The following is an 11,819-nucleotide window of genomic DNA, read 5'->3' as shown; positions in this document are numbered from 1 at the left end:
CCCGCGATCACGCGTCGAAGCGGTAGCCGAGGCCGCGGACAGTAACCAGGAGCACCGGCTCCTTCGGCGTCTTCTCGATCTTGGAGCGGATGCGCTTGACGTGGACGTCGAGGGTCTTCGTGTCGCCGAAGTAGTCGCTGCCCCAGACGCGGTCGATGAGCTGGCCGCGGGTGAGGACGCGGCCGGCGTTGCGGAGGAGCATCTCGAGGAGTTCGAACTCCTTGAGGGGCATCGGGGTCTCGACGCCGTCGACTTCGACCGTGTGGCGTTCGATGTCCATGCGGACGGGACCGGCGACGACGATCCGCTCCTCGCCGGGCTCCTCGGTGCGGCGGCGGAGGACGGCGCGGATGCGGGCGAGCAGTTCGCGGGTGGAGTAGGGCTTGGTGACGTAGTCGTCCGCGCCGAGCTCCAGGCCGACGACGATGTCCACTTCGGAGTCCTTGGCGGTGACCATGATGATCGGGACGGAGGAGCGGGTGCGGATCTCTCGGCAGACCTCGGTGCCGGGCATGCCGGGCAGCATCAGGTCGAGGAGGATCAGGTCGTAGTCGCCCTCGTCGAAGGCGGCGACGGCGCGGTTGCCGTCCTCGGCGACGGTGACGTCGTAGCCCTCGCGTTCGAGCAGGTAGCTGAGGGGCTCGCTGAGGGCGCTCTCGTCCTCGACGAGCAGGATGCTGGTCACGCGTGTTCTCCTATCGGGGCGGTCGCCGCGAAGGGCGTCCGGGCGGGGTCGGCTTCGGGGAGCCGGATGGTGAAGGTGGAGCCGCGGCCGGGCTTGGACCAGACGCGGACGTCGCCGCCGTGGTTCTGCACGGCGTGCTTGACGATGCTGAGGCCGAGGCCGGTGCCGCCGGTGTGGCGGGAGCGGGCCTGGTCGACGCGGTAGAAGCGCTCGAACACCCGGTCGAGGTCCTCTTCGGGGATGCCGATGCCCTGGTCGGTGACGGCGATCTCGACGACGCCGCCGGTGGAGCGGACGCCGATGCCGACGCGGGAGCCGGCGGGCGAGTACTGGATGGCGTTCGCGAGGAGGTTGTGCAGCGCCGAGATCAGCATCTTCTCCTGCCCCACGACGTAGGCCTTCTTCATCCCGCCCTTGACCAGCGTGACGTCGTGCGACTCCGCCATGACGTGGGTGGTCTCGAGCGCCGCCGTGACGACGTCGTCGACGCGGATGATGTCGGCGGAGCCGGCGACGTCGGCGGCCTGGAGCCGGGAGAGCTCGATGATCTCGCGGGTGATCTTCGCGAGGCGGTGCGACTCCTGGGTCAGGCGGTGCGCGAAGCGGCGCACCTGCTGGGGGTCGTCGGCGGCGGAGTCGAGGGCCTCGGCGAGCAGGCCGACGGCGCCGATCGGGGTCTTCAGCTCGTGGGAGATGTTGGCGACGAAGTCCCGGCGGACGGCCTCGAGCCGGCGCGCCTCGGTGTGGTCCTCGGCGATCACGAGGACGTAGCGGGAGCCGAGGCGGGTCGCGTGGACGACGAGCGTCACGGCGGCGTCGGAGAGCGGGCTGGTCGCGAGCTCCAGGTCCTGGACGATGTCGTCGCCGAAGCGGCGGACGCGGTCGACGATGGCGGCGAGGTCGGGGTGGAGCAGGGTGTCCTGCGAGACCAGGCCGAGAGCGACGGCGCGGGTGGACGCCTTCAGCACGTTGTGCGACGGGTCGGTCACGAAGGCGGGCGAGCCGACGGCGTCGATGATCGCCTCGATCCCCTCGGGGAGCCCGACCGAGATCACGTCCTGCGCGATGCGGCCCTGGCGGGCGGCGAGCGTGAGCACGGTCGTCAGAAGGATCCCGATCGCGACACCGAGAACGAGCGACAGAACCACGATCAAGCCCGAATCCACGGACCCAGGCTAACCATCCACCGGGCGTCCCCCTACCGGCCGCCCGTCGATCCTCCGGGGGTCGAGTACTGTTCAAACGCCCGGCACCGTCCGTTAACCTGCCGTGGTCATCATGACTGCGCCTGCGCCCACGGAGTGCAGTCGCAGCGGCGTGCGAGGTGCTCGCCGCAGATCCGGCGCCGTCGTCCGCGTGCGCCGTAGAGAGGGTCGAACACAGATGCGCGAAGTTTTCCAGCAGGAGCTGGCCGAGGTCCAGGAACGACTCGTCGAGATCTCCGGACTCGTCGAGATCGCCATCGAGAAGGCGACCCAGGCGTTCAACCACTCCGACGTCACCCTCGCGGAGGAGGTCATCGCGAGCGACGCGCGCATCGACGAGCTGGCCATCAGCCTCGACGAGCTCGCGATCGACATCCTCGCCCGGCAGAACCCGGTCGCCCGCGACCTGCGGATCGTCGTCTCGGCGCTGCGCATCAGCGCGTCGCTCGAGCGGATGGGCGACATCGCCGAGCACATCGCTCAGCTCTCGCGCTACCGCTTCCCCGACAAGGTCGTCCCCAAGAGCCTGCGTCCGACGTTCGTCGAGATGGGCCGCCTCGATGTGGTCGTCGCGCACAAGCTGACCGACCTGCTCCGCTCGCAGGACCCGCGCATCGCCGAGGAGATCCGCGACGAGGACGACAAGATCGACGAGCTGCACGTCAGCGTCTTCGACAAGGTGCTCAGCGAGGCGTGGAAGGGCCAGGCCGCCGACACCGTCGATGCGACGCTCGCCAGCCGCTACCACGAGCGCTTCGCCGACCACGCCGTGTCGATCGCCAAGAAGGTCCAGTACCTGATCTCGGGCGACTACTCCTAGGCGGCACCTCGGGCTCCGGCCCGTGGACGATCCGGCCCGCAGGAACGAGCGTCTCCTGCGGGCCGGACGTGTGCGGGCCCTCTCGGGGGCTGCGGACGGGAACGGCCCGCCGGAGTCGAGGACTCGGGCGGGCCGTTCGCGTGTGCGGTGTTCTACTTCTTGGCGCCCTGGGCGGCGACGGCGGCGGCACCGGCGGCCGCGGCCTCGGGGTCGAGGTAGCGCGCCTCGCCGATGGGCTCGAAGTCCTCGTTCAGCTCGTAGACGAGCGGGATCCCGGTCGGGATGTTGAGCTCCGCGATGTCCGAGTCCGAGATGCCGTCGAGCGTCTTCACCAGCGCGCGGAGCGAGTTGCCGTGCGCGGTGATCATGACGGTCTTGCCCGAAGCGAGGTCCGGCTTGATGTCGGACTCCCAGTAGGGCAGCATCCGCTCGATCACGAGCTTCAGCGACTCTGTGCGCGGCAGGGCGTCGCCGAGGTCGGCGTAGCGCTCGTCGTGCGCCTGCGAGTACTGGTCGTCGTCGGCGAGCGGGGGCGGCGGCACGTCGAAGGAGCGGCGCCAGGTCTGGAACTGCTCGGGGCCGTACTCGGCGAGGGTCTGCGCCTTGTCCTTGCCCTGCAGAGCCCCGTAGTGGCGCTCGTTGAGGCGCCAGGAGCGCTTGACGTCGATCCAGAGGCGGTCGGCGACCTCGAGGGCGATGTTGGCGGTCTGGATCGCGCGGGTCTGGCGCGACGTGTAGACGATGTCGGGGTGCAGGCCCGCCTCGGTCAGCAGCTCGCCGGCGCGGGTGGCCTCCGCGACTCCCTGCTCGGTCAGGCGCACGTCGACCCAGCCGGTGAACAGGTTCTTCTGGTTCCACTCGCTGTTGCCGTGGCGCACGAGGATGAGGGTGTAGGTCTCGGACATGCGTCCAGCTTAGAGGCGGCCCCCTCGCCCGCGGATACGCTGATGAGCATGCCCATCGGAGCCGTCACCCGCGGTACGACGGGCACGAACCGCCTCCGCCGGGTCGATCGCCGGCTCGCCGAGCTGCCCGTCCTGCGCAGCACCGCCTCTCCGCTCGTCGTCGATCTCGGCTTCGGGGCGAGCGCGGTCACCACGCTCGAGCTGCACCGCCGACTCGTCCGGGCCGCGCCGGACGTCGAGGTGCTCGGCCTCGAGATCGAGCCCGCCCGCGTCGACACCGCTCGGCGCCAGCTCGCCCGGGTGCGGGAGGGCGGCACGCCGTTCCCGGCCGACGCGCGTGTGCGCTTCGAGCGCGGGGGCTTCGAGGTGCCTCTGCCCGCGGGGCGGCGGGCGGGCGTCATCCGCGCCTTCAACGTGCTCCGCCAGTACGACGAGGACGCCGTGCAGGGGGCGTGGGCGACGATGACGGACCGGCTGCAGCCCGACGGCGTCCTGGTCGAGGGCACCTGCGACGAGATCGGCCGCATCTGCACCTGGATCGAGGTCGGCCGGGAGGGCCCGCGCTCGCTGACCCTCTCGCTGCGGCTCGCGGCGATCCCCTCGCCGATGACGGCGGCCGAGCGTCTGCCGAAGGCCCTCATCCACCGCAACGTCCCCGGCGAGGGAGTGCACGCCTTCCTCGCCGCCCTCGAGCGGGCGTGGACGCTGAACGCCCCTCTCGCCGTCTACGGTCCGGGGCAGCGGTGGATCGCATCGGTCCGGGACCTCCGGGCGGAGTGGCCGGTCCTCGGCGGGCCGCGGCGCTGGCGCCTGGGCGAGGTCACGGTCGCGTGGGAGGCGGTCGCCCCCTCCTCCTGAGCGCCGGGCGTGAGCCCTCGGCCTCCTGAGCGCTAGGCGAGCGGGGGCAGAGCGGCCCGCGCCTCGACAGGAGCGGCGCCGGTCGCCGTGAGCAGGTCGACGACGAGCGGGCGGAGCAGGACGAGCACCGTCTTCTCGGCGAGGCGCGCCTCCGGGATCAGCCGCTGCGGGTCGAGCGTGGTCGCGAGCAGCACGAGGTCCTGACGGGCCAGGGCGAGCACCGACGGATCGGCGACCGCGCGGCCGAGCAGTGCGATGCCCGGGCCGAGGGCGGCGACCGCTCCGGCGAGCGCCGGCCGCGGGGCGCCGTCCCCGACGAGGAAGTCGGTGCGGCGCGCGACGATGCGCAGGTTCCGGGTCGCGAGGTCGAGCGCGGACAGCATCACGGCCTGGCGGGCGAGCTCGCCGCGGTGTCGGCGGACGAACGGCGAGATCCGGGCGACGCCGGTCGCTGAGTCCAGCGCCGCGGTCCAGCCGTCGATGACCGGCTGCGTCCCGCGGATCCGCTCGAGGGCCGCGGTGGACGCCGTGGAGTCGCCTCGGCGGAGCGCGTCGGCCAGCTCCTCCACGGTCCGGCTGAGCGCGGTGAGGAGGCGGTGAGCCTCGGCCCGCGCCGTGCGCAGCGGCGGGCGGGGCACGATCGCCGTGCAGAGCAGCGCCGCGAGCCCGCCGATCAGGCCGTCGACGCTCCGGGTGAAGACCCCTCCGTCCGGCGCGGGGAGGACCATCACCAGCATCGCCTGGGTCCCGGCGGCCACGGCGAACCCCGGCGAGGGCGAGAGGGCCCGGCCGAGCGTGACGACGATCGCGAGGACGACGGCGAGCTGCCAGACGCCGCTCCCCCACAGCAGGAGCAGCACCTCGCTGGCCGTGATGCCGATGAGCATGCCCGTCGCGGTCTCGGCGACCTGCTTGGGGCGGGTGTCGCGGGCGATGCCGAGGCTCGAGATCGTGGCCGTCAGCGCCAGCACCGGCGAGGGGTGCCCGAGGAGGAAGTGCGCGACGGAGTAGGCGAGGGTCGCCGCGAGCACGATCTGCAGCACAGCGGGGAGCGATGCCCCCGCGCGGGCGAGGGCGCGCGCCGGACTCAGCTCGGGGGTCCGGACGAGACCGCTCAGCCGCTCGGCCGCCCGGCCCCGCTCGGCGGGACGTGCGGCCACCACGGCGTGGCCTACCTGGTCGTCGCCCCGAGGCGGGGTAGGCGGGGCACTCCCGCCTCCGCTCCGGCTCCGGGCGGGACCACGACCTCCTGGGCCGCGGCCACGCGCGAGTCGCCGGCCAGAACGGTCAGTTCGAGGTCCACCGGGACGCTCCGCTTGACGACCGCGAGGGCGACGGGTCCGTCCTCGTAGTGCCAGGCGCTGGAGGTGACCGTGCCGACCTCGACCGGCTCGCCGCCCTTGAGCGCCGTGACGACGTCGCCGTGGGCGGGGAGGACCGAGTCGGAGCCGTCGAGCTGCAGCAGGACCAGGCGCCGTGGCGGGTGGCCGAGGTTGTGCACCTTGGCCACCGTCTCCTGGCCCCGGTAGCAGCCCTTGGCGAGGTGCACGCTCGAGCGGAGGAGGTCGAGCTCGTGCGGGATGGACCGCTCGTCGACCTCGGTCGCGTGGCGCGGACGCCAGGCGGCGATGCGCAGAGCCTCGAGGGCGTCGACCCCGGCGAGCGCTACTCCCACCCCGACGGCCGTCTCGACGAGGGCCTCGAGGGCCGCTCGCGGGACCAGCACCTCGCGGAGCTCCCAGGAGGCCCCGGGGTGCTCGGCGGTCAGCGCGTACTGCCAGCCGCCCGGCTGGACCTCCGACCACGGGTCGCTCCAGACGACGGGGGCCTCGGCCAGGGACAGGGCGAGCGCCAGTGCCGGCCCGTCCCCGAGGGCGGCGAGGGTCGCGAGGTCGTCCGTGCGGTCGGCGACCTCGACGCGGAGCATGAAGCGCATCCGGTCGAGCCAGGCGGCCAGGCCGGCCGTCTCGTCGCGGTCGAGCAGGAGCCAGGCGGTCTCGCCGTCGTCGACGAGGCGGATGACGTGCTCGATCCGGCCGGTCGGGTCGAGCAGGAGCGTCTCGGCGGACGCGCCGGGGGCGAGGCGCGAGACGGCCTGGCTGGTGAGCGAGTCGATCCAGGTGAGGCGGTCCGGCCCCGTGACGGTCACGACCCCGCGGCCGGAGAGGTCGACGAGCGCGGTGCCCGCGGCGAGAGCGCGCTGCTCGCGGAAGGGCTCGCCGTAGTGGGCTGCGACGCCGGGCTCGGCGGCGCTCGTCGTCGCGACGGCGCCCGGGGCGCCCAGGAGCGGGGAGAGCGCGTCAGTCGACACGGGCGAGCCGTCCGGAGGAGTGGGTCCGCAGGCCCTGGCCGAGCGCGGCGATGTCCCACGCCCAGAGAAGGTGGTCGTCGACCAGACCGTAGAGGCGCGTGGCGGCGGCGTAGTCCTTCGCCGCGGCGGTGCGCATCACCGCGTCGGTCGCGAGGTCGATCCGCGGCCCCTTGACCTGGCCGAGGTAGAGCTCGCTGACCCCGTCCGGGTGAACGAGCGAGACCTCGATGTCGAACCCGCCGGCGGCGTTGCGCAGCGTCTCGACGGACTCCGCGTCGGGGAAGGCGGGTGCCCCTCGCCCGGGAAGCATTCCCGGGCCGGCGTCGGAGTCGGTCAGTGCGCGGCTGAGGCGCCAGTAGCCCGTCTCGGTGACCAGGGGCCGGGGCGCCTCCTCGGCGCCCTCCTCGATCAGCCACGTGTACGAGTTGTAGTTGAGGTACGGGAGACCGTCGTAGCTGAAGCTGATGCGGTGGCCGAACTCGGCCTGGACGGAGTCGTCGCCGATCGTGTAGTCGATGACGCCCGAGCCCTCCCAGACGCCGAGCAGCCAGGAGAGGGGGACGAGCTCGGGCGGGAGGCCCGACGGAAGCGAGATCACTCGGGCTCCGGCGGCGGCTAGCGCTGGCCGCGGTAGAGCTTGTAGACGACCACGCCGGAGACCCACGCGATGGCGAGGGAGGCGAGCCCGAGCAGACCGAGGTAGAAGAGTTCCAGGGCGAGAAGCATGCGCTCATCCTACCCGCCGGATCCGGCGCCGGGGCGGGGCGGGAGGGACTGCTCAGGCGGTGCGGACCCGGGTGCTCAGGCGGCGCGGACGCAGGTGCTCACGCGGGGAGGAGGCGAGCGCTCACGCGGGGAGGAGGAGGGCGATCCCGCTCGCGACCGCGACCAGGGCCATCGCCCCGACGATGCTCGTCATCGCGCGGAGGAGGTACCCCTCGGCGCGGGCCACGACGAGCTGCACCGCGAAGGTCGCGAGCACGCAGCCGCCGAACGTCAGCGCGAGCCAGAGCTGCCGGGACTCCGGAGCGGCGATGGTCAGCGTCAGCACGGAGCCCGCGAGTGCGAGCGCCCAGACGACTCCGATGCCCACCCGATCCCTGCCCATCCGACAATTGTGCCCCAGGCGGACGCCCCTCCCGGCCCGCCGCTAGTATTGCGGGCAGACCAGTTCTGGAGGATCCGTGGCGCAGTTGTTGATACTGACCTCGGCGGGAGGCGCCGAGGTGCTCCCCGCACTGGGGCTCCTCAGCCACCGGACCCGGCAGATCCCCGCGGAGCCCGCCCAGCTCGTGAACGCCCCGAGCTGCGATCTGATCCTGGTCGACGCGCGGCAGGACCTGGCCAGCGCCAAGTCGCTCTGCAAGATCCTGACGACCACGGGCATCAACGTCCCCCTCATCCTGATCCTCACGGAGGGCGGGCTCACGGCCGTCTCGGCCGACTGGGGCGTCAACGACGTCATCCTCGACTCGGCCGGCCCCGCCGAGGTCGACGCCCGCATCCGCCTGGTGATCGGCCGGCTGGCGCAGGAGCAGTCGACCTCGCGCATCCAGGCCTCGGGCGTCGTGATCGACGAGGCCAGCTACTCGGCCAAGGTGCACGGGCGCCCGCTCGACCTCACCTTCAAGGAGTTCGAGCTCCTCCGCTTCTTCGCCACGCACCCCTCGCGCGTCTTCACCCGCGAGCAGCTGCTGAGCGAGGTCTGGGGCTACGACTACTTCGGCGGCACCCGCACGGTCGACGTGCACGTGCGGCGCCTCCGCGCGAAGCTCGGCGACCTGGAGTCGCTGATCGGCACGGTCCGCAACGTCGGATACCGCTTCAACGTGTACGAAGAGGACAATGAGCGAGTCGCTCAACCTGTCCGTTGAGGACCTGGCCGATCCCGCGGTGGCGGCCGGCCTCGAGCACCTGATCGGGCGCGCCGCCTGGTTCGACCACCAGCCCCCCTTCAGCGATCAGACCCTCGTCGAGGCCCGGACCGGCTCGCGCACCCTCCTCGTGGGGCTGCGCGCCGACGTGGTCGTGGCGGCGGCGATCCTCGGCCAGGGCGAGCTCGAGTTCGTCGTCGATCCGGAGTGGCGCGGGGTCGGCTTCGGCACCGCGACCCTCGACCAGGTCCTCGCGAGCGGCCGGACGGGCCTGCTCGCCTGGGCGCACGGCGACCACCCCGCCGCCCGCGCCCTCGCTGCCTCCCACGGCTTCGCCCCGGTGCGCACCCTGCTGCACCTCGAGCTCGCGCCGCTCGCCGCCCCCGAGGTCCGCGTCCCCGAGGGCGTCGTCCTCTCGGACGCGCGCGACCTCGATCCGGCCGAGTGGATCGCCCTGAACGCGCGCGTCTTCGCCGCGCACCCCGAGCAGGGGCGGCTGACGGGGGAGGACCTGGCGGCCCGCCGCGCGGAGCCGTGGTTCGACGAGGGCGACTTCCTCCTGCTCCGCGACGCCGACGGCACGCTCCTCGGCTACGACTGGCTCAAGATCGAGCCCGGATCGACGACCGGCGAGATCTACGTCCTCGGGGTCGCCCCCGAGGCGGCCGGACGGGGACTCGGCCGCACCCTGCTGAACGCCGGACTCGCGCGGATGCTCGAGCGCGGCTGCACCACGGCCGACCTCTACGTCGAGGCCGAGAACCGCTCGGCGGTGGCGCTCTACCGCTCGCTCGGGTTCACGGACGCCTCCGTCGACGTGCAGTACCTGCAGCGCGCCGCGCCGCTGCGCTGAGCCGGCGCTCCTCCACAGGGCCTCCCCCGGCCCCGTTCATCCGGCATTCACGATCCGCGGCACGGAGCCGCCCGGGGCGGTGCCAGGATGGTGGCATGGACGGCGACAACCTGCTTCTCGAAGACGGACTGAGCGATGACCTCGACGACGACTTCGACGACGAGGAGGAGGAGCACTCGGATCCGCTCCTCCCCGACAACCGCTACCTCGACCGCGAGCTGAGCTGGCTCGCGTTCAACCAGCGCGTGCTCGAGCTCGCCGAGGATCCGCTGGTGCCGGCGCTCGAGCGGGCCAACTTCCTCGCGATCTTCTCGTCGAACCTCGACGAGTTCTTCATGGTCCGGGTCGCCGGCCTCAAGCGCCGCATCCTCACCGGGCTCGCCCTGCCGACGAACATCGGCCGCGTCCCGGTCGACGTGCTGACCGACATCTCCGAGAAGGCGCACCTGCTGCAGCAGCGGCACTCGCGGGCGTTCAAGGAGCTCGTCGAGCCCGCCCTGCGCGAGGGCGGCATCGACCTCGTCCGCTGGGACGAGCTGAGCGACGCCGAGCGCACCGTGCTGGACGACTACTTCTCGGCGCAGGTATTCCCGGTCCTGATGCCGCTCGCGGTCGATCCGGCGCACCCGTTCCCCTACATCTCCGGCCTCTCCCTCAACCTCTCGGTGCGGGTGCGCAACCCGAAGACGCAGAAGGTCGAGTTCGCGCGCCTCAAGGTGCCGCAGATGCTCCCCCGCTTCGTGCGGATCGCCGGCGTCAGGGCACCGGGCGAGCCGATGCGGTTCATCTCGCTCGAGGACCTGATCGCCAACCAGCTGGACGACCTGTTCCCCGGCATGGAGATCCTCGACCACCACGTGTTCCGGGTGACGCGCAACGAGGACGTCGAGGTCGACGAGGACGAGACCGAGAACCTGATCAAGGCTCTCGAGAAGGAGCTGCTGCGGCGCCGGTTCGGCCCGCCCATCCGCCTCGAGGTCACCGACGACATGGACGACGAGACGCTGGGCCTGCTGGTCCGCGAGCTCGACATCACGACCCAGGAGGTCTACAAGCTCCCGGCTCCGCTGGATCTCAGCGGGCTCTTCAGCCTGCAGAAGATCGACCGACCGGACCTGAAGTACCCCAACCACGTCCCGACGACGGCGGTGCAGCTCTCCCCGAGCGAACCGAACCAGCGGCAGGACGTCTTCAAGGCGGTCTCCCGCGGCGACGTGCTCCTGCACCACCCCTACGAGTCCTTCGCGACGAGCGTGCAGTCGTTCCTCGAGCAGGCGGCGGCGGATCCGGACGTGCTCGCGATCAAGCAGACGCTCTACCGCACCTCGGGCGACTCCCCCATCGTCGAGGCGCTGATCGACGCGGCCGAGTCGGGCAAGCAGGTGCTCGCCCTGGTCGAGATCAAGGCGCGCTTCGACGAGCAGGCGAACATCTCGTGGGCGCGCAAGCTCGAGAAGGCGGGCGTGCACGTGGTCTACGGGCTCGTCGGGCTCAAGACGCACTGCAAGCTCGCGCTCGTCATCCGCCAGGAGAAGGGCGGAGTGCTCCGCCACTACTCCCACATCGGCACCGGCAACTACAACCCGAAGACCTCGCGCATCTACGAGGACCTCGGACTCCTGACGGCCGACCCCGAGGTCGGCAAGGACCTCACGCGACTGTTCAACGAGCTCTCGGGCTACGCGATCGAGAAGAAGTTCAAGCGCCTGCTCGTCGCGCCGCGCCACCTCCGGAAGGGCCTGCTCAAGCGGATCGCCGCCGAGACCGAGAACGCCCGCGCGGGGCGGCCCTCGGGCATCCGGATCAAGGTCAACTCGATCGTCGACGAGTCCGTGATCGACGCGCTCTACCGCGCCAGCCAGGCCGGCGTGCCGGTCGACGTCTGGGTCCGCGGGATCTGCGGACTCAAGCCCGGGCAGGAGGGGCTGTCGGAGAACATCCGGGTTCGCTCGATCCTCGGCCGCTACCTCGAGCACTCCCGCATCTTCAGCTTCGTCAACGGCGGCGAGCCGGACGTCTTCATCGGCAGCGCCGACATGATGCACCGCAACCTCGACCGCCGCGTCGAGGCTCTGGTGCGGATCGTCGAGCCGGCGCACCTCAGCGAGATCGACGACATGTTCGAGCGGGCGATGGACGAGCGGACGGCCTCCTGGTGGCTCGGCCCGGACGGCGACTGGACGCGGCACCACCTCGACGAGGAGGGAGCTCCGCTCGCCGACCTGCAGAACCAGCTGATGCAGCACATCACCCACCGCAAGCGCGCGGCGACCCGCTCCGCCAACCGGGCCTCCACCCGCTGACGCCC

12 protein-coding genes are annotated in these 11,819 nt (G+C 71.9%); 5 read left to right on the top strand and 7 right to left on the bottom strand.

What is annotated here, in order from left to right; translation table 11 throughout:
- Positions 1–7: 7 nt before the first annotated feature.
- Positions 8–685, bottom strand: coding sequence for a response regulator transcription factor (locus C5D44_RS10875; RefSeq protein ID WP_104227263.1), 678 nt, complete (start codon positions 683–685; stop codon positions 8–10).
- Complete coding sequence (locus tag C5D44_RS10870) at positions 682–1,851, bottom strand: cell wall metabolism sensor histidine kinase WalK (RefSeq protein WP_104276970.1); 1,170 nt, start codon at positions 1,849–1,851, stop codon at positions 682–684. The genes C5D44_RS10875 and C5D44_RS10870 overlap by 4 nt, the downstream gene beginning before the upstream one ends.
- 217 nt (positions 1,852–2,068) lie before the next feature.
- Here C5D44_RS10870 and phoU point away from each other — a divergent pair, with 217 nt between their 5' ends.
- Complete coding sequence (phoU, locus tag C5D44_RS10865) at positions 2,069–2,710, top strand: phosphate signaling complex protein PhoU (RefSeq protein ID WP_104224693.1); 642 nt, start codon at positions 2,069–2,071, stop codon at positions 2,708–2,710.
- Positions 2,711–2,862: 152 nt separating this feature from the next.
- On the opposite strand, the gene C5D44_RS10860 is transcribed toward phoU, so the two are convergent.
- A complete protein-coding gene (locus C5D44_RS10860) occupies positions 2,863–3,615 on the bottom strand; it encodes a phosphoglyceromutase (RefSeq protein ID WP_104276969.1) in 753 nt (250 codons plus the stop codon).
- Between the two features lie 48 nt (positions 3,616–3,663).
- On the opposite strand from C5D44_RS10860, the gene C5D44_RS10855 reads away from it, so the two are divergent.
- On the top strand, positions 3,664–4,473 hold the full coding sequence (locus tag C5D44_RS10855; protein WP_258067951.1) for a class I SAM-dependent methyltransferase: 810 nt from the start codon (positions 3,664–3,666) through the stop codon (positions 4,471–4,473).
- A gap of 32 nt (positions 4,474–4,505) precedes the next feature.
- Here C5D44_RS10855 and C5D44_RS10850 read toward each other — a convergent pair whose 3' ends face one another.
- From C5D44_RS10850 to C5D44_RS10835, 4 genes are all read right to left on the bottom strand, one after another.
- Positions 4,506–5,636, bottom strand: coding sequence for an aromatic acid exporter family protein (locus tag C5D44_RS10850; protein WP_104281655.1), 1,131 nt, complete (start codon positions 5,634–5,636; stop codon positions 4,506–4,508).
- A gap of 8 nt (positions 5,637–5,644) precedes the next feature.
- A complete protein-coding gene (locus C5D44_RS10845; protein WP_104281654.1) occupies positions 5,645–6,784 on the bottom strand; it encodes a folate-binding protein YgfZ in 1,140 nt (379 codons plus the stop codon).
- Positions 6,774–7,382, bottom strand: a complete 609-nt coding sequence (locus tag C5D44_RS10840) for an FABP family protein (protein ID WP_104224698.1) — start codon at positions 7,380–7,382, stop codon at positions 6,774–6,776. Before C5D44_RS10840 ends, C5D44_RS10845 begins: the two co-directional genes overlap by 11 nt.
- Before the next feature lie 249 nt (positions 7,383–7,631).
- The gene (locus tag C5D44_RS10835) at positions 7,632–7,892 is read right to left on the bottom strand and encodes a hypothetical protein (protein ID WP_146088032.1); all 261 of its coding nucleotides are present in this window, start codon (positions 7,890–7,892) and stop codon (positions 7,632–7,634) included.
- Positions 7,893–7,968: 76 nt separating this feature from the next.
- Between C5D44_RS10835 and C5D44_RS10830 the strand changes: the two genes are divergently transcribed.
- The 3 genes from C5D44_RS10830 to C5D44_RS10820 all read left to right on the top strand — a co-directional run bounded on the left by C5D44_RS10830 (position 7,969) and on the right by C5D44_RS10820 (position 11,814).
- Positions 7,969–8,658 (top strand): winged helix-turn-helix domain-containing protein, encoded by a 690-nt coding sequence (locus C5D44_RS10830; RefSeq protein WP_104224700.1) that lies wholly within the window; start codon positions 7,969–7,971, stop codon positions 8,656–8,658.
- Positions 8,630–9,511 (top strand): mycothiol synthase, encoded by an 882-nt coding sequence (mshD, locus tag C5D44_RS10825; protein WP_104281652.1) that lies wholly within the window; start codon positions 8,630–8,632, stop codon positions 9,509–9,511. Before C5D44_RS10830 ends, mshD begins: the two co-directional genes overlap by 29 nt.
- A 95-nt stretch (positions 9,512–9,606) precedes the next feature.
- Positions 9,607–11,814, top strand: a complete 2,208-nt coding sequence (locus tag C5D44_RS10820; protein ID WP_104276963.1) for an RNA degradosome polyphosphate kinase — start codon at positions 9,607–9,609, stop codon at positions 11,812–11,814.
- The last annotated feature ends 5 nt before the right edge of the window (positions 11,815–11,819 follow it).

This window comes from Rathayibacter sp. AY1B5 (assembly GCF_002932795.1).
Lineage (GTDB): Bacteria > Actinomycetota > Actinomycetes > Actinomycetales > Microbacteriaceae > Rathayibacter.
Note: the sequence above shows the minus strand (reverse complement) of the source record. Positions and strands in the feature narration are given on the sequence as shown.